10 protein-coding genes are annotated in these 18,167 nt (G+C 66.1%); all 10 read right to left on the bottom strand.

The features are described 5' to 3' along the window. Nucleotides 1–7 precede the first annotated feature (7 nt). The 10 genes from CSZ94_RS12130 to CSZ94_RS12070 all read right to left on the bottom strand — a co-directional run bounded on the left by CSZ94_RS12130 (nucleotide 8) and on the right by CSZ94_RS12070 (nucleotide 17,709). Nucleotides 8–1,513: a hypothetical protein gene (locus tag CSZ94_RS12130; protein ID WP_102121739.1), complete on the bottom strand. Its 1,506-nt coding sequence runs from the start codon at nucleotides 1,511–1,513 to the stop codon at nucleotides 8–10. 87 nt (nucleotides 1,514–1,600) lie between these two features. Beyond that, nucleotides 1,601–11,104, bottom strand: a complete 9,504-nt coding sequence (locus CSZ94_RS12125; protein WP_102121738.1) for a DUF6603 domain-containing protein — start codon at nucleotides 11,102–11,104, stop codon at nucleotides 1,601–1,603. A gap of 109 nt (nucleotides 11,105–11,213) precedes the next feature. Beyond that, nucleotides 11,214–12,140, bottom strand: coding sequence for a hypothetical protein (locus tag CSZ94_RS29180; protein ID WP_180977446.1), 927 nt, complete (start codon nucleotides 12,138–12,140; stop codon nucleotides 11,214–11,216). Continuing rightward, nucleotides 12,137–13,672 (bottom strand): lipase family protein, encoded by a 1,536-nt coding sequence (locus CSZ94_RS12105; RefSeq protein ID WP_102121734.1) that lies wholly within the window; start codon nucleotides 13,670–13,672, stop codon nucleotides 12,137–12,139. The genes CSZ94_RS29180 and CSZ94_RS12105 overlap by 4 nt, the downstream gene beginning before the upstream one ends. Continuing rightward, the gene (locus tag CSZ94_RS29175) at nucleotides 13,669–14,421 is read right to left on the bottom strand and encodes a PE-PGRS family protein (protein WP_180977445.1); all 753 of its coding nucleotides are present in this window, start codon (nucleotides 14,419–14,421) and stop codon (nucleotides 13,669–13,671) included. Before CSZ94_RS29175 ends, CSZ94_RS12105 begins: the two co-directional genes overlap by 4 nt. A 118-nt stretch (nucleotides 14,422–14,539) precedes the next feature. Then, nucleotides 14,540–15,241, bottom strand: a complete 702-nt coding sequence (locus tag CSZ94_RS27990) for a hypothetical protein (RefSeq protein ID WP_180977444.1) — start codon at nucleotides 15,239–15,241, stop codon at nucleotides 14,540–14,542. Between the two features lie 41 nt (nucleotides 15,242–15,282). Then, on the bottom strand, nucleotides 15,283–15,951 hold the full coding sequence (locus CSZ94_RS27610) for a hypothetical protein (RefSeq protein WP_146009792.1): 669 nt from the start codon (nucleotides 15,949–15,951) through the stop codon (nucleotides 15,283–15,285). Between the two features lie 41 nt (nucleotides 15,952–15,992). After that, nucleotides 15,993–16,649 (bottom strand): hypothetical protein, encoded by a 657-nt coding sequence (locus CSZ94_RS27605; RefSeq protein ID WP_146009791.1) that lies wholly within the window; start codon nucleotides 16,647–16,649, stop codon nucleotides 15,993–15,995. 9 nt (nucleotides 16,650–16,658) lie between these two features. Next, nucleotides 16,659–17,306, bottom strand: a complete 648-nt coding sequence (locus CSZ94_RS12075) for a hypothetical protein (protein WP_102121730.1) — start codon at nucleotides 17,304–17,306, stop codon at nucleotides 16,659–16,661. 64 nt (nucleotides 17,307–17,370) lie between these two features. Next, on the bottom strand, nucleotides 17,371–17,709 hold the full coding sequence (locus CSZ94_RS12070; protein WP_102121729.1) for a hypothetical protein: 339 nt from the start codon (nucleotides 17,707–17,709) through the stop codon (nucleotides 17,371–17,373). Nucleotides 17,710–18,167 lie beyond the last annotated feature (458 nt).

Here is an 18,167-nt window from a genome sequence, read left to right as displayed (position 1 = left end):
GGAATGATTAAACCTTGGCCGCCTGCCGCAAGTGCTGCCGCAACAGGTACAAGGGGTCTTCGCCCGCCTGTATCCTTTCATTCAAGCCGGGCACCATGCCGGGCAGGCTGTCCGTGTCGCGCAAATGGTGGGCGGTGATGTACGCGGGGGCCGCCGCCGGCTGCGTAGCGCGGCTGAATAGTTGCAGCAGGGCCGGAGCCAGCACGGCCGCGCCCCCCGCCTGGCCGGTCTGCAAATTCCATTCATGGACAAAGGCTTGCAGATGGCTGGACGCCACCGTGCCCTGGATCGCCTGGTAGGAACGGATGCGCCATTCAAACAGCGCGCTCGCAAAGGCCGCGTCCGACAGCGCCAGCAACTGGCCGATTTGCCAGGCGCTGGCAAACGCCATGTTGAAGATGCCGTTGGTCTGGTCGTAGCGTATCGCCCGGTCGCTGTAAAAATACGGGCCCAGCGGGTCGGGCGCAGTCGGCACCGGCGTCAGCGGCCCGCGATACCATGAGGTGGTGACCTCGCCGCCGCGGGTGACGTTTTGCAGGGGCAGATAGCCGATTTCCAGCGCTTCCCTGGCCAGGGCCTCGGCGGCGCTCAGCGTGCCGGGAAACGGCGCGTGCGTCGGCTGCAGCAAGTCGACGCCGCCCCTGCCGCACAGGTTTTGCATATAGTCGAGAAAACTGCCGCGCGCGGCGGCCGCTGTGAACTTCCAGCTGGCCAGGCTGACCAGGCGTATCGTCGTGTATTGCGGCGCAATCGCGCCGCCGCCGTGCAAATGGTCCTGGTGGCCTTCCAGCGAGACGAGGAAACAGCTGTTTTCCTTGCCGGCCTGGGGCAGGCGATTGCCCACCACCACCGAGAACCAGCCATCGTCGACCATGCCCATGATTTCCTTTTGGTCGGTATTGACTTCGCGTACATGGGCCAGCATCGGCAACTCGGCCAGGGTTGGCGAAATCGTCCGGAAGACGGCCAGGTCCAGGTCGATCGCCAGCAGCTGCGAGGCCAGTTCGTCGGCAGTCAACCGGTCCGCATTGACCAGCGTCGGCGCCAGGATGGCCGGATCGCCGGGATTGATCAGCTGGGCGACGCTGATGGTTTTCGGCGTGGCGCCGTTCAGCTCGTCCGGATACATCATCAACAGCGCCAGCCACGGCGGGATCGTGCCGGTGTCGTCGCCGGCATCGGCCGTGTTGCCGTCGATGCTGCGCACCCACGGCAGTGTGCGCGTGCGCAGCACCACATGGGCCAGCACTTCCTCGTATTGGCCTACCATATTGGCCGGCGGGTAGACGCATTGCAAATCCTGCGGCGGCAACCGGAAGCGCGGCCCCGTCACGACAAAGGGATTTTCGACGCCGAAACTGTTATCGGCCGGCTGGGATTTCAGGCCATCCACCGTCTGCAGCGCCTGCAGCCAGTAACCGCCCGCCTGCAAGGGCGGCTCGGCGGCGCAATACAGGCGCATTTGGCCCGGCGCCAGGGGGCTGTCTTCGTCGGCGATAGCGAGATTGCTCATGAATCATCCTTTTGACTGCGACTGCGATGTGTATGCCGCACCAACAATACGGCCCGCTGTTGTTGCTTTACCGCTCCCCGCGCCGGCTCACGCGACCTGAATTCGGCAAACCGGCGGCGCCGCCCTCTCCGCCATGGCGTCGGCCGGCGGCGCGGCGTTGCATTGCATCAGGCCGGCCAGATCGTGTTCGGCGCCCACGTCGCCGGCAAAGCCCAGCACGCCCTGCAGCTGCGTCTGCGGGGCCGGCTGCACCAGCACCGTCAAGTCCCGCCGCGCGTCGGCGCCTGGCGGCACCGCATACAGATACGCTTGCATGCCGCCCAGATTGAGCACCGTCAGCGGCTGGGCGTCGGCCCCGTAGGCCGGCAGCGCCAGATCGTCGGTCCAGCACCATTGCACGCGGGCCGGCGCCGCGCCCGTCGCCAGCACGGCGATGGTGGCGACCTTGTCGAAGAATAAGGTTTCCATCCAGCCGGGCGCCAGGCCGCCGCCGGCCGTCGCCACCCGGTTGCCGGCCAGCACCGTGCTGCTGTCGAACAGGCCGCGTTTGGGAGGCCTCACCGGCGAATTCAGTTTCCGCGGCACTACCGGCGCCGCCTGCGGCCGCACCAAGCAGCCATCGCCCTGGAAGTAGTAATGATTCAAGCGCGTCCACTGGCTGTCGTGGTACCAGCCCGCCACCTGCGCCTCACCGGGGTGCCGCGTGATGGCGACCACTTCCTGCGTCAGTTCCGGCAGCAGGTGCTCGGCCGCGTCCGGATCGGCGATGCGCTGCTGCAGCGGTTCCTCGTATGCGTTGAAGGCGCAGACGCGCACCGGCAGCGCGCCGCTGATCGTCAGGCGCCGTGGCGCCTCGCTGCCCAGGCGGATGATGCCGGTGCTGCCCGGCGTCAGGCGCAGGTCGACCGCCGGGGCGCCGGCTTGCGGGGGCGCGGCTGGCGTGGCGCCCGGTCCCCTTCCCTGCGGCGCGGCCTTGGCCGTGGCGGCCATCGCCGCCCCATTCACCCAGGTACCGCGGCTGCGCTGGCGCAGCACGGGCAGCGCCGTCGCGGCCTTGCCCAGGCTCCGCCCGGCGGTGTTGGAGCGGTAGCTGCGGCTGGTGCCGATGATACGGCTGTCGGTAACGGGCGCGCCGGCCGCCGCGCGCAGCGCCTTGACGGGCGCCGGGATCACGGTCGCCGCCGCCGGACTGCTGCCCGGCGGCAGCAAGTCCATGCCCAGGGGCGCCAGGCTGGGCGGGGATTGGTAGAAATTCGTCACATTGTTTTGCAACACGGACAAATTCGGCGTGTCCATGGCCGGCTGGCCTAAGGCGCGCAAGGCGGCGTAGATGGCGCCCCGCAAAGGCACGACCGTCACCGGGTCCATGATGGTCGCGGCAATGACTTGCGCCCGCCCGGCCTGGCTGCCGGGGGCTTGCGCCGGGTATTGCGGCGTCCATGCGAAGGGCAGCGGCAACGGCCCCAGGGTCACGTTTTTCAACGTCAGCAAGGCTATCGGCCCGACCGGCGCGTAGAGCAAGACCTGGGAGCCCAGCAAAGCCGCGCCCAGCAGGCTGCCGGGGATGGTTTTCGCCGCTGGTACGCCGTTGGGATCGAACGCGGATTTCGACCACAGCGCTTCCGGCGCGCCCGTTTGCGTGACGCCCAGCTGGATTTGCCGCTGGTCCAGGTTGACCGCCGTCCATTTTTGCGTTTGCGTATCCCAGCCCAGCAAGGTCACCACCAGCGCGCTGGTGACGGATGGCTGCGCCATCGGCGCGATGCCGATGGCCGGACCGCTGAAGCTCTGCGCGCTGCCGGTGAATTGCAAGGTCGTGGCGGGGATCACCGTCGTCAAATTCAGTGCGAACGGGGTCTGGATGATCCAGCCCAGGCCGGGATAATCTTCGATCAAGCCCTGGCCGGCCTGCATTTTCAATACGGCATACGCCTGGCTGAGCGGCGCCTGCGGCGTGGGCGCGGCGGCGGCCAGCATCAGCAATTGCGGATGGGCGCGTTTTTCCAGGCTGGCGGGCGACGTGCTGTGGTCGCTGTCCACCGGCGGCAAAAAGCTTTGCTGGAAGGCGTCCCACGCCAGCGGCTGCGTGCCCGGCTTGACCTGGCCGGTATCGCCGAACGGTATCGTGAACGAAATCACATACCAGTCGACCGAGACTTCGCCGGCGATCGGCGGTCCCCAGAGGATCAGGCGGGCGCCGATTTGCGCCGTCAGCGACAGCTTGACGCCGGCGATTTCCGTTTCGAAGCCGGCGCCCACCGAGACGTGCCCGTTCATCAGGAAATAGAAGGGTTGCCACTGGATCAGGAAGTCCACGCCGGCATTGAACCAGGCGCGCAACGGGCCCGTCTCAAACAGCACGTTCAGATAGCCGCCCGCCATGATCGCCGACGGCGTCAGCGCGAAATACGCGCCGCCGTTGATGCTCATCGAGCCGATGCCGATGTCCATGGGCCAGTTGAAGCCAAGCCGGGGCACGACGGGATAGTAGTCCGGCACGCTGAACGCGGGGTTGTAGCCGCCCAGCGTGATGACGAAATCGCCGGCGTGCTCGCCGTTGTACCAGACCGTCGCGGCAAAGCCCCCGGTCAGCTTGCAATCCTTGGACAGCACGAAGGAATTCGGCGTCAGTTGCGCCCGCGCTGAAATCACGCCCTCGGAGGGGTGGAAGGACACCAGCAGCGCCAGTTCCACATAGGCCAGCGCGTTCTGCGGCTTGGCGTTCGGCGGGAAGGAGGCGGAACTGATGCCGATCAGGTCGATGGCGAACTCGCGGCCGAAACGCACGATCAGCAGCGCAAACGAATTGAGCAATTGATAGGTCGAGAATGAAATGCCGCCCGCCACCCAGTACTGGCCGATTTCCGGGAACACCACGTCGGACAAGACCCGCAGCGCGTTGTTCGGATCATCGCCGCCGAACTGGCTGCTGTCGACCGCGCCCAGCACCAGCGGGAATTGGTTGATGCCGCTGGGCTCGGGAATTTTCAGATTGCGGTTGTAGGCGAAGCCCGCCGCGATGCCGTTGATAAAGAACGCCGGATCGGGCCCCAGCGGGATATTCAGGTTGGCGAAGATGAACAGCGAGGCGGCCTTTTCGCCGTCCGGCTGTTGCGGATCGACCGGCACCAGCGCGTAGGAGCCGACCGCCATCAGGCCGAACTTGGCCATCTTAACGGTGGCGCTGCCGTTGTATTGCAAGGGATTGTCGAGTTTCAGGAAGCCGCCGGCAATCTCGACCGAGCCGCCGCTGAAGCTGACGTCGATGCCGGCCAGGTCCAGCGTGTAGGCGCTGTAGTCGAGCGGCGTCTTGACCGGCATGCCGATCGACAAGGTGTCGAGGCCGATGTACAGCCCGGCCATCGTGACGCTGCCGTCGAACAGCACGCCCAGCAGGTAATCGCGCTGATCCCAGCCCACGCCGATCTTGTTCGCATACAGCGGGCCGAAGCTGCGCTGGACGTCGAACCACATCTGGGTTTCGCTGCTGCCGTCGGCGCTGAAAAGGTCCACGTACAGATCCTTCACGTACGCGGCCTGCACGGAGAAGCCGGGATTGGTGGCGGCGTTGTCGCTTTGCGGCGAACTGGCGCTGCCCGAGCCCAGCAGATTCTGCGCGACCGGATTGACCTTGCCGCCCGACACGGCGGCGTTCGGCGCCAGCGAGATCGCGATCTCCGACAGCGTCACGCCGCCGCCGAACGATTGCACCGGCGACGACTGGTCGAAATCGAAGGTGATCAGGCCGCGCGGCTGCACCGCCTTCATCGAGAAGCGGCTCAGTTGCACCAGGTTCTGGTTGTCCTTGCCGTGGAAATCCAGGCCGATGTTCACCAGTTCCAGCAGCAGCTTGCTGAAATCGGGCGCGCTGGTGGAAATCGGCACGTACAGCGACACGCCGCCCTTCAGCGAGGCGTCGCCACCGGCGTTCTTGATCCAGTCGGTGGCTTCGTCGCCCAGCTGGAAGGTAACGTACGGAACGGCCGCCAGTTCCATGTCCGGCACCATCACGCGGATGCCGAAATAATCGGCCATGCCGTCGCGCGGCCCCAGCCAGATGCCGCCGGACTTGCCGATGCTGATCAGCTGGAATTCCTTGGCCAGCAGCGCGCGGAAGAAACCGGCGATAAACTGCTCCAGCGTCAGGCTGGCCAGCGCGCTGAAGCTGTTCAGCATGTACAATGACTTTTGCTGTATCACCAGCTGCGAGGCTAGCAGCACCTGGGATGCCGACGGCCCAGCATTGTTGGGGAACAGCGGCGCGTCCAGCCACTGTTTCACCGACGCCTGGTTCAACACGAGGATGGAGACGTAGCGCGGCACGATATTGAGCAAAATCGATTCCAGCCACGATAATATCGCCGCGCCCCACTTCGACGCGTCCGGTTCGTTGAAGAAAGTCGGCAGCAACTCGCGGTAGTACGCGCTGTCCGTCGCCGGGCCGCCGGCCGGGTCGAAGCCGAGGATGAAGCGCGCATCGGCCACCGAGAAGCGCATCGCCAGCTTCGGCCCGCAATCGTCCTGCAGCGGCGCCAGGACCGACAACTGGAAGTTCAGCTGCGGCGTAAAGCCGGAGACCGGCGTGCCGTCGTCATGGACCGGGATGCCCACGCCGGTCGGCGCGATGGCCAGCACGATGCTGTCGCCGGCCGGCAGGTTCAGTTCCACCCACAAGCCCACCTGCAGCACGCCCGACAGCGTTTGCAGCCCCGTCACCAGCGTCACCGGCAGCGTGGCGGAGGGCTGGTATTTCAACAGGCCGGCGACCGCGGCGATACCAATGAAATACGGCGACAACAAGGTCACGGCGGCGCCCACGCTGGCCGGCGCGTTCGCCACCGACAGCCGGCCCGTCAGCCACGCCAGCGCGGCCGCGCCGACCGCGTCCGCACCCTGGTCGGTCTTGGCGATCAAGTCCGCCACCAGTTGTGGCACTTGCAAGGCGGTGCCGGCGCTGCGCAGGTTGTACACGAATTCCTCGGCGCCGGCCTTCGCCAGCTGGTCCAGCAAGACGCCGGTCAAGCTGTTCAGCAGGGCTTGCGCCGTCTGCTTCACGGCTTTCAGCACCAGCGTTTGCCAGCCGGGGAAAGGCAGGACTTGGAAGGTCTGGCCGCTTTCGACCTGCCCCGCCGACAGCAGGAAGCCGTGGTCGTAGCCGGCGTTGAGCAGCAAGGTGGTGTCCGCGCCGATCTTGCCGCTCAGCGCGAGCGCGCCGGACAGCCCCGGCTGGAAGTTCGTGCCCAACGACAGCGAGAAAGAAAACGCTTGCAGCGCGACGCCGTCGGCCAGCGGCAGGCTGGTTTTGGCCGGCAAGCCGGGAGTGATGCTGAAGGTTTGCGCGTCGACATTGGCGACCAGGTCGATTTGCTGGCTGTACGGCAGGCCGAAGATCCTGATGCCATTGGTGATCGGCATGACGCCCACGCCATTTGCCGCCGTGCTGGGGGCTGTGACGGTGGCCAGCACGCGTCCCAGCGTGGCGATGTTCAGGTGGCCGTTGGCGCCCAGCACGGCGTCGCCCAGCAACCAGGCCAGCGGGTCGTCAAACAGGCCCAGCGGCGATTTGGTGTACCACCGCTTGCTGCCCGGATCTTCGAAGGCCAGGCCCAGCGCGCTCATGGCGGTGCGCGCCAGTTGGTATTGGTTCAGCAGCCGCGCATCGACCACCTGCGTCAGGAAGGTCGCCAGCGCAAACGACGGCGCCAGCACGGTGACCTGGTGGAGGAACACCTGGGCATCGAAGGGGTATAAGCTCAGCGCCTGCGGGATCGGCTGGCTGCCATCGCCCCAGCACAGGCCCACCTTCAGCGCGGCCCGCGCCGTATCGGTGACGGCCACCGTCAAGCCGGCGCGCACATCGAGCTGCACGGCGGCCGAGTACAGCGAAGCGTTGGCGGCGAGCTGGCGGCTTCGCAAATCCGCGCTGAGGTCGCCATTGATTTGCAGCAGTTCGCCCAGCATGACGGGTTTGACCAGGCTGAGGCGGAACACGGCGCCCTGCGAGACCGTCAGTTGCAGCGGGCCCAGCACGACGGGATCAATTTGCAGGCTGAGCTGGTCGACCAGCGTGGCCAGCTTGTCCGGGTCGCCGATCAGCGCGCCGAAGCGGTCTTGCAACTGCGTCGCCGGATGGGCCAGCACGTCCACCCAGTCGTACACGCACGGCGCGAAACCCTGGGCCTGATCCTTGACCAGGCCCAGCGCATTCAGGATTTGCAGCAAGGCCAGCGGCACCGTCGGCAGGGTGATGCCCGTGACCGCCTGCAGCAGCGCCACCGCTTGCGCGCGGGTAGCGTTGTCGGCAAACAGAGCGATGCCCCGGTCGCGGAAGAAGTCCAGCGGCGCGGCCAGCATCGCGGTCCAGCCGGCCGTGTCCACGGCCGCGCTGCGCTGGTTGCCGTCGACCGGCATGACCAGGTTCATCATGGCCAGTACCTGGTAGGCGTTGTTGATGGCGCTGTTGGCCAGCAGCGGCGTCAATAGCTGGTCCACGCCGAAGTTCAGCATGGCGTAGAACGAGGCTATCCATTGGCTGCTTTGGGTTTGCAACTGCTGCAGATCGTAGCTCTGCGGACCGGCGCCCGCGTCGATCATCAGCTGCACCTGCGGTTGCAGGACCAGGGCGCCGTTGAGCACGCTCACCTCCAATCCCAGCTGCAGCGACAGCAGGCTGCCGGAATTCACGCCGGCTATGATGATGGGCAAGGGCTTGGCCGGCATCAGCAGCGTCCTCAGCCTGAAGCTCGGCAGCGTCGCCGCCTGCGTCGCCCCGACCAGCGGGATGTCCACGCAGCGCAACAGCAGCAGGGTTTGCGCGGCGATCGCCGGCGTGCTGCAGCCGAAGCTGCGCTGCAGCCCCAGGCCCAGCGTGGCGCCGGCGCCTTCCGTCCACACCGCCAGGTCGAAGCCGCCCGGCAGCGCCAGCGGCACCGCCCATGGCGCGTCCGCCACGCCCTGCCCGCTCACCGCCGGCACGGCGCCGTCGCCGGTCACCGACCAGCCCAGCAAGGCCAGCGCGGCCTGGGCATACTCGGCGTCCGCCAGCAAGGCCGTCAATTGACGCTGCAGGTCGCCCAGCGGATCGGCAAAGCCGTTCAGCTTCAGCACCGGCATATTGGCGGGCCAGTCCATGCCGGCCGGGACGAAGGCCGCCAGGTTGGGCAGCAGGCCCAGCACCGCGTTCAGCGCCAGGCCGGGCCGGTTGCCCGTGCGGTAGACCGCCACCCCGGCCAGCGCCTGCACGATGGGCGCGAACGTCGCGGCCTGCTTGCTGACCAACTGGGCCAGCGCATCGCTGTCGCTGAACACCATGGACTCGCCCACCGGCAAGCGGGTGCCGTCGACGATCACGGCCGGCTGGCCCACCGTCATATTCCAGTTCCAGCTGGCGTTCGGCGACCAATAGCCGCTGAAGCTGGCGCCTGCGATCGCCACCGCGGCGCCGGCCACGGTCGGCGTGGTGAAATCCTGCGGCAGGCCCAGGTCCACGGCGATGCCGGGGAAGATGCAGGCCTGCACCGCGGTGTCGCCCGCGCTGGCCGGCAATTGCAGGCTCAAGGCATAGACCTTGATCGTGATATCGAGTTCGACCGCATCGCCAAAGCTGACGTCCGGCGCCAGCTGCAAGCCCAGCGTCAGATTCTTCGCGGCGCCGTCGTCGCCGTCGACATAGGCCAGCAGCGACGCCGGCAGGCTGCCCTTGGTCAGGCTGAACAGCCAGGGATCGGTCGCCGTGCCGGTGCCCGCCACGCTGGCACCACCGCCGGCGGCGCTGTCGAACAGGGCCGCCGCCGCTTGCAGCAGGTAGTAGATCGGCAGCTGTACGCCGATCAGGTTCGCTTGCTGCACCAGCGCGTGGTAGTAGTTGGCTAGCGCCACCACCGGATTCTGGAAGGTGGCCACCAGCTGGCCGGCGCTGAACGGCGGCGGCAGCGACGCCGGCCACTGTAGCGGCGCGACGACGTCCGGCGCTATCACGCCCAGCAAGATGGCGGCCTGATGGCCGTAGGAGGCGCCGTCGTTGAGCCCGAACACGGCGGCAAACGCGGCGTCCACCAGTTGGTACAATTCATCGAGCAGCTGGTCGACCAACTGCCCCGGCTGCGTCAAGTCTATCGTGGCGTAGGTCCCGGTCGGCGTGCTCACGCCCGTCAGCTGGAATGCCGGCACGACTTTCAGCGCCAGGGTCGGGCTCTGGAATACGGCGACGCCGGCGCTGACGCTGCCGAACACGTATTGCGCCGTGCCGACGAGGCCTTCAAACAGCGGTTGGCCGGCGGTGGTATTGGTCAGCGCGATGCCCATGTTCAGGTTCAGGAAGCGGGTGCTGACGCCGACCTGCCCGCTCGTGGCGAGCGAAAACTGGGCCAGGTCGAGTTGGGCCTGCATCAGAATCTGTGCCGGCGCGCTGCCCAGCCGTATGCCCACGCCGCTGAAATTCAAGCCCGGCAGCAAATAGCGCACCCCCGCCTCGTCGACCTGGGTGACCATCGAAAAGGACAGCTTGCCGTAGCCGGGGTCGTCAAATATCGGGCTCAGGTAGGGGGCGGCCGCCGTGCCGCTGCCGCTGACGTCGGGCGAGCCGATGCCCAGCAAGGCGGCGATCGCGCCCATCCACGCGGGGAAGGCATCGTCCTGCGCCAGCAGGCTGTTGAACCAGTTGACGAACGGCGTGTAGAGCGGCGCGCCTGCGCGCGCCTGGGTCAGCAGCTGGTCCCAGCCCAGCAGCGGCAGGCGCACCACCGAATTCGGCACGATGGGCGACAGGCCAAAGATGGGCAGCAGATTGCTGGCGCGGCTGTCCTGGCCCAGCACCTGCTCCAGCGCGGAGACAAACAGCGTGGCCACCGTGGACAACCATTCCTGCGGCGTGATTTGCGCGATCTGGCTCAGGTTGCGGTCGGACGGCGTGGTTTCCGTGGGCAGCTGCAACTGCAGGATCACCACCGACAGGTCGACCGTGGGACTGCCCAGCACGTCCAGCAGCGCGCTGAACTTGACGCCGTTGAAGGAAAAGCCGTTAGTGTCGATGATGCTGGCCTTATCGGCGCCGGCGAATTCCACACCCATGTTCAGCGGATAATTGGCCTGGCCCAGCACCAGCGACATGCCGCCCGCGCCTATCTTCAACACCGGCAGCAAGCCCCAGACCCGCACGTCTATCGCGCTGACGCCGGCCGCCACGCCATCGGCCGTGAACGCCCACTGGTGCAGGATGCCGATGCCGAAGATCTGGTCGCCGTCCGGCAGCGCCGCGTCCTGCGGATAGTTCACCAGATAAAAGCCGGTGGCCTTCAGGCTGCTGGGGTTGGGAATCGGATACCAGACGCCCATCGCCCCCAGGTCCTGCGCCGGCATGCCCAGCGCGCTGGCCGAGACTTCGCCCAGCAAGGCGGAAAACAGCGACGCGATATGCGCGCCGTTGCTGGACAGGTTACCCCCCGTCTCGGTCAGCGGATTCTGAAACCAGGCGGCGTTAAGTTCGTAGCTGTTGCCGCCGCCTGGGGCCGGGCGCAGGATGCCGATCGCTAAACCCAGCTGCACCAGGGTCGGAGCCAGTTGCGCTCCATCGAAGATGACGGGGCTATCCAAGATGAGCCTCACTGCGTGAATTGTTGGGTGACATCGCTACCCCTTTCGCTTCATCGCGCGGTTGCGCCCGCGCCGCCGCTGCGTCCATGACCGTCGTTCCCCTGTCCGCCTATACCAGGTGGACTTCCACCCGCCCCAGGGCGCCGTCCGCGCCCGCGCTGCCGTCCATGCCGCGCAAGCCCAGCGCGCCGTCGGGATGGCCGAGGCCGGGTATGCCGCCGCGCCCGCCCGCGCCACCGGCGCCGCCGCGCGCCGCTGTCAGCACGGTGCTGTAGCCAGCGCCAGGCGCCAGCGCGGCGATCCACACCTGCATCTGCCCGCCATTGCCGCCCGCGCCGCCCTGCCCGCCCGCGCCGCCCGTGCCGCCGCGCCCGCCCACCGTCATTTTTTTGGTCGCCGGGTCCATCCAACCCTGGCCGCCCCGGCCGCCGCGGCCGCCCTCGCCGCCCTCGCCGCCGGCGCCCGCCGTGATTTCAAACAGCGCGTTGCCGTGCAGGCAGGCGATGGTAATCCTGGCGCTGCTGCTATCGCTGCCGTTCGAGCCGGCGTTGGCGTTGCCGCCATAGCCGCCGGCGCCGCCTTGCTGTCCTGGGCCGTCGCCGGCGGCGCCGTCGGTGCCCGGCACGCCATCAAGGCCGCGGGCACCGGCCTGACCGGCCAGCAGAAAATGCGCTTCGCCGTCCTGGCACAGGCAGTTGTCCACCACCAGTTCGGTCGGCATCGCCAGCGTCAGGCGCGCGCCCGCCGCCAGTGTCAGCGTTTCGATCAACAGCAACGCGCGCTCCTGCCAGGGCCCTTGCACGCGCAACTGCTGCCCCGGCGCCAGCGTCAGTTCGCGCAACGCGAACACGGCGATGTGGTTGCGCTCGACGCGCAAGGGGGCGAGATCCGACAGCGGCGCTTCCCAGGCCAATACCAGGCTGTCGGGATCGGCCTGCGCGCGCGGCGCCGGCGGCGCCAGCTGGCCGTGCTCCACGCCGTAATAGTCCAGCTGGCGCAGGAAGTACGCGCTGGCGCTACCCTTCAATGCAGTCATCCTCCCCCCGGATTCAGTAAGGACAGGTAGGTCGACAGCGCGTGCCAGGTCGTGCCGTTATACGGATCGAGCGCGCCCCCCGACAGTGTCACCGGCGTGCCCAGCGTGGACAGGAATCCCAGCAAGGGCAGCGCCGGCGCGATGTCCATCGGGCGCGCCACCTGAAAATTCACGCCGGCCAGGGCGCTGGCGGCATAGCTGTTAACAAAGGCGGTGTTCGCCGCCGGCGGACTGCCGAAGGTGTACACGCCCGCCACGGCACGCTTGCCCTGCAGCGGGTGCTGCAGCAAGTCGACCGCCATAAGGTTGGCCAGCGCACCGCCGACGTCGTGCCCCGTCAGCAGCACGGGCTTGTTGCCGGCGGCGTTCAGCGCCGCGCTGAGCTGGTCGCGGCCAGCCGCATACAGGTCGACCAGCGGCTTGGCATACTGCCCGTAATTCGCGCTGAGCCATGCCGGCGCCGAGGGGAAGGCGTTGCTGACCAGCTGTATCAATTCCATCCAGGTCACCGTGCCGCGCAGCGCCACCACCAGGTTGTCCGGGCTTTCAAACAGGCTGGCCCACACCGCGCCGCCGATGCTGATGTTTTGGTTCAATAGATAGGGGCTGTATTGAAACGCCGGCATGCTGCCGGGATGCTGGTACATCTGGTAAGCCACGGCCGACAGTTTAGCCAACGTAAACGCTAGCACCGGATCGAAGCCCGCCGCGCCGCTGGCGCTGCCGGGCGTGCCGGGTGCCGGCGGCTGGCCCGTCAAAAGCTGCTGATAATACGGACCGTCGCGCTCCACCCACGGGCTGTCGTAGACGGGGATGAGCAAGGGCAGGTTTTGCTGCGCGCCGGCGTTCACATAGCCGCTGGCCGGCAGCGGCTGCGATGGGAATTGGTCGGCGCCGGCCAGCACGCGGTAGGCGGCCGGCACGTTGGCGGCAAAGAAGGCCGCAAAAGCGGGGTCCACGGCGGGGGGGCAGGAAAACACATACGAGGACAGCGTGGCCACGTGCGACGGCGACACCGTTTTACCCGGCCGCAAATCCAGCGAGGCCAGTTGCGCCACCGGCGCGCCCGGCCCCAGGCCGGTCACGACCAGCGGCAAGGTGATCGCGAAGGCCGGGATGCTTTGCTTGATGCGCGCGATATCGGCGCACAGCTGGGCACGTATCGCGCCATACATTTGCACGAACCCCGCATCGACCTGCAGGACGTCGCTGTTGTTGCCGACGATATTGGCGCTGACTTGGGTCAGCAAATGATTGTCGTCGGGCGTGTAGTAGGAAATGAAATCGCTCCACGGCGCGCCGACGATCAAGGCGCAGACGGTCGGTTGCGAGCTGGGATAGGCGGCCAGATAATATTGGCTGCCGCCGGCCGCGCTGCCTGCCGAGTGGCTGTAAATCACTTCCCAGTCGCCGGGCAGGTATAAATTCTCCAGCGATTGATTCGCCAGCGCCGCCAGGCCGACCAGTTGCGCGGCAAGCGCGGCGTCATAGCCGCCGGCTGGCGCGGCGGCCCTTTCGTCCGCCCCGCTCATGTCGGCTCCGTTGCGGTCGCCTGCTGTACGACGATCACCCCGTTGCGGCCGATATTGCCCGGACTGCCGGGCGTGCCGGCCGCGCCCGCGCTGCCGTTCGGCGCATTGCTGCCGACGCCCTGGGGCGCCACTTCATTGGCGCCGCCGGTGCCGCCCGCGCCCGCCAGGCCGCCCGCACCGGCCGCGCCGCCGCTGCCGCCCAGCGAGTGCGGTTGCACCTCGCCGGCGCTCATGTTTTGGTAGGTCACGGTGATGTTGCCGCCATCGCCGCCGTTGGCCCCGTTGCCGCCGAAGCCGCCATTGCCGCCCGCGCCGCCGGTGCCGCCGGTGGCCGTCTGGCACGGTGCGGAAGAACCGGAAAAGCACGAGCTTTCGGCATTGCCGGTCATCTGCCCCGCCGCGCCGCCATTCCCGCCGGGGCCACCAGCACCGCCGGCGCCACCGGTCCCACCCGCGCCTCCTTGCGACGCGATCACCAGCGGGCCGATGATGGTATTGAGGTTAAGGGCCACCGCCGGTGCCGGATAGGCGGGTAAGCCGGGCAAGGCGCTGGCGCCGTTGCCGCCCGTCTGCCCGTTTTGGCCGTTGCTGGAGCAATTGCATTTGGGGCAGTCGCCGCTGCCGCCCGATTTCAGCGATCCTGGCGTCCCGGCCATCCCCACCGCGCCCGCCGCGCCGCTGGCCGCCGCTGGTTGACTGCCGCCATCCTTGCCGACCACACGTATCGTTGCATTGTCTAGTATCGACATACACCACTCCCTCAAAGTCCCGCGCACGGAGGCGCGGGCTGGTATCAATAAAAGGCCGCCGGGCAAGCGCAACCGCGCCGCGCCTGCACAACATGCGGAATATGGAAACTGAGTTTTATCACTGGCCTTCCGACCGCACTATAAGATTTGCCGGTGCGCCGCTGGCGCCGGGCGGGCCGGGCTGGCCGGCCGAACCCGGCTGGCCAGCCGTCCCGCCGCCGCCACCGCCGCCGCCCCCTTGTCCACCGCCGCCGGGGCTGCCGCCCAGGCCGCCGGACAAGACCGGGTTAGCCAGTGAGAACGTCGTGCCCGGGGCCATCGTCGTGTAATACAGCACAACTTGCGGCCCATCGGCACCCTTGCCGCCGCTCATGCCGTCACTGCCATTGCCGCCGTTACCGCCGTTGCCGCCGGCCAGCGCGCCGCAGCGGCTGTTGGGCATGGCGGCCGCGCCATTGCCGCCATTCCCGCCATTCCCGCCGTTGGCGCCGCTACCGCCGTTGCCGCCCGTTCCGCCGGAAAGTGCCACCTGCACCAAACCCCTGACATCGCCCAGGTGCACCACGCAGTTGCTGAGGATGGCGCCGTCCCAGCCGGGCAACGCCTTGCCCGCCGGGCTGCCGGCGCTGCCGTCCGTGGCGGCCTGCTGGTTGATGCAGGTGGGCGGTTGGGAAGAGATGGGCTGCGGAATAGGCGGGATCGTGATCATTTTCTGGCAACCCTGGACTGCGTTCGTGCCGGTGGCACCGGCCATGCCGGCGGCCCCATTCATGCCCGCAGCGCCATTCGCGCCAATAATCTGGATAGTTGGAATTCCCATGATCGCTCCTGTAGAGTGGTTGGCGCAACGGCGACGCGTGACTACTGCGGCGCTTCCGACCGTACCGCAAGATTTCCCTGTGCGCCGCTGGCGCCGGGCCGGCCTGCCGAACCTGGCTGGCCGCCACCGCCGGCGCTGCCGCCCAAGCCGCCAGACAAGACCGAGCTATCCATGGAGAACGTCGTGCCCGGATCCATCGCCGTGTAATAGAGCACGACTTGCGGCCCGTCGGCGCCCTTGCCGCCGTTCATGCCGTCACTGCCATTGCCGCCGTTGCCGCCGCTGCCGCCGGCCAGCGCGCCGCAGGGACTGTCGGGCAGGGCTGCGACGCCAATGCCGCCATTGCCGCCGTTCCCCCCGTTGGCGCCGTTACCTCCATTGCCGCCCGTGCCGCCGGAAAACTTCACCTGCACCAAACCGCTGACATGCCCCAGGTGCAGGACGCAGCTGCTGGTGATCGTGCCGTCCCGGCCGGCCGAAGCCATGCCCGCCGCGCTGCCGGCGGTGCCGTTCGTGGTGGCCTGCTGGTTGACGCAGGTCGGCGGTTTGGCAGAGACAGTGATGGGCTGCGGCGAAATCGGGAGCGTGATCGTGATCATTTTCAGGCACCCCTGGACCGCGTCCCTGCCGGTGGCGCCAGCCGTGCCGGCAACCGCATGCGTGCCCGCGGCGCCACTCGTGCCGAAAATCTGGATAACTGGAATTCCCACGATCGCTCCTGTAGAGTGGCTGGCGCAACGGCGGCGCCTGATTACTGCGGCGCCGCTTCCGAACGCACCGACAGATTGCCGGCCAGGCCGCTGGCGCCCGCCTGGCCAGCCTTGCCTGGCGAGCCGGTTGCGCCGGGTGTGGTGCCGGTGCCGCCGGTGCCGCCGGCGCCCGCCACGCCACCGGTGCCGCCGCTCAGCACCGAGGTATCCATCGAAAAGGTGGTGCCGGGAGCCATGGACGTGTAATACACGACGATATTCGGGCCGTTCCCGCCCTTACCGCCATTCTGGCCATCGCTGCCATTGCTGCCGGCCCCGCCGGTGCCCGCCGGAAGCACGCCGCAGGGACTGGCGGCAGCCGCCCCTGCGCCGCCATTGCCGCCATTGCCGCCGGCCGCACCGTTGCCGCCATTGCCGCCAGTGCCGCCGCCATAGACGACTTGCACCACGCCGCTGACGGCGCCGAGGTGAAACACACCGCTTTGCGTGATCGTGCCGTCTGCCCCGGCCGAGCCCGTGCCACCGTCCGAACCTTTGGTGCCATCGGTGGCGGCGACCGCATTGACGCAGGTGGGATTCTTGCCGCCACTACTCGAGCCCTGCTGGGCGGCATTGCCCGCGTTGCCGGGCGTACCGGCGACGCCATTGGTGCCGGCCGCGCCGTTGGCGCCGGCGATTTGAATAGTCGGAATAGCCATACCAGCTCCTTATGTGTTTTGGCTGGTGAATGCCTGGGCGTCCAGCGACAGGGGTGTTTTCACCAAAATATAGCCGCCCTCTTCCACTGTCACCGTGCCGTAAACCAGCGTGGTCGGGCCGCCATTTTTCGTATCGATAATTAATGGATTATTGTTGGTGATAATCTTGTCTTCCGCCGCATAGACTGCCATCTGCATAGGGAAATGAATCGCATTGATATGCTCTTCATAATCCTTGACCTTGCTGGAATTTCCCATCATATAAGCGTGCATTGCCTGATTTACGGCTTCATGGTGTTCCAGCGTCATGCTGTCCTTCAGTTTGCAGACATCGCCGCCACACTCCGTCAGACTAGGCGCTGACAACGTCGCCAGCGGCTGCGGATAGCGGACGAAAGCATCGCTTGCGCGCCCCTGAATATATTCCTCATCCTGGCAGCCGCCATATTTGCTCAATTCTTGGATATTTGCCACATTGATGATTTTGGCTGGCGCGATCGCCGCATTGGCGGCTGGATGTCCGAGCACCACGCCTTTACCGCCATTCTCGGTGGTCAACGTCTTAGGTACGGTGGCCGGGTCGATGCCAAATGAACGGCATTTCGCTTCGAATTTAGCTTTTTGGTCGCTGCTTAAATCGTTGAACAGTTTAGTCATGATATCGCTCCGTTGAATGATGCGGCCTGCGGGAGGCCCGGAATGTCCGCGGCGGGCAGCGGAATTATTCTTTCTTGCAATAAACACGAGCAAATGCCAGCGTGTCGTTCAAGACATCGTTATAGCCGATGATCTTGGTCGGCCCCAGGGCCTTGATTTCATCAAGGACAGCGCGCGTGTTGCTGCAATACTGCACATCGCCTCGTGCCATGTCCGTGTGCTTACTGGACGACGATGAATACACGAAAAAGTCCTTGTCGCAATGTAAGTGCGGATATTTCGAGGCACCGGCGACATAAGCCTGGTTACTGCAATAATTTTTCTTGTAGTCGTCAGCGTGAGCCGAACCAGCGACTGTCAACGCGGCAAGAACGAAGGTAACAGCCATGATCTTAGTTTTCATTTTCAATTCCTAATTTCAATATCCGACATTGATCTTAATCAAAGAAACAGGATAAGCCGACCAGAAATAGTAAAGTAGTAAAGTGCAGCATACAACATGAAATACAGTGTGAACCGTATATAGGGACGCGACACTGGGACAGTGTCGCTGCTACACATGAATTAATCATGCCAAGTTAGTTTAAACGAAGGGTGCGCAAAAAAAATAGCCGTGCCCTTTATAAAAACAGTAGCGAGGAACTAGGCTCCTTTACTTTTTAAACCTCTTTTTTACTATCCATTTTTTTTCGGACCATGTCAACAAGTAAACAACGCTATTGTGAAATAATTATGTAACTGTTCAGCATGAGCAGTGTTTCAAAAAACAGTTGTAAACCTTTTCAAACCGGCTCATCATGCTGTCATGGCAAAAAAACGTACCCCTCCCGATCTCTCCGCCCTGACGCGCGGTGAGCTTGA

The sequence above is a fragment of the Janthinobacterium sp. ROICE36 genome (genome assembly GCF_002869965.1).
Classification (GTDB): domain Bacteria; phylum Pseudomonadota; class Gammaproteobacteria; order Burkholderiales; family Burkholderiaceae_D; genus Janthinobacterium.
This window is presented reverse-complemented; position numbering and strand designations above follow the sequence as displayed.

Bases quoted from the DNA above. Each gene is read 5' to 3' on its own strand.
- CSZ94_RS12130 (WP_102121739.1), bottom strand. From the start codon at position 1,513: ATGAGCAATCTCGCTATCGCCGACGAAGACAGCCCCCTGGCGCCGGGC.
- CSZ94_RS29180 (WP_180977446.1), bottom strand. From the start codon at position 12,140: ATGACTGCATTGAAGGGTAGCGCCAGCGCGTACTTCCTGCGCCAGCTG.
- CSZ94_RS12105 (WP_102121734.1), bottom strand. From the start codon at position 13,672: ATGAGCGGGGCGGACGAAAGGGCCGCCGCGCCAGCCGGCGGCTATGAC.
- CSZ94_RS29175 (WP_180977445.1), bottom strand. From the start codon at position 14,421: ATGTCGATACTAGACAATGCAACGATACGTGTGGTCGGCAAGGATGGC.
- CSZ94_RS27990 (WP_180977444.1), bottom strand. From the start codon at position 15,241: ATGGGAATTCCAACTATCCAGATTATTGGCGCGAATGGCGCTGCGGGC.
- CSZ94_RS27605 (WP_146009791.1), bottom strand. From the start codon at position 16,649: ATGGCTATTCCGACTATTCAAATCGCCGGCGCCAACGGCGCGGCCGGC.
- CSZ94_RS12075 (WP_102121730.1), bottom strand. From the start codon at position 17,306: ATGACTAAACTGTTCAACGATTTAAGCAGCGACCAAAAAGCTAAATTC.
- CSZ94_RS12070 (WP_102121729.1), bottom strand. From the start codon at position 17,709: ATGAAAACTAAGATCATGGCTGTTACCTTCGTTCTTGCCGCGTTGACA.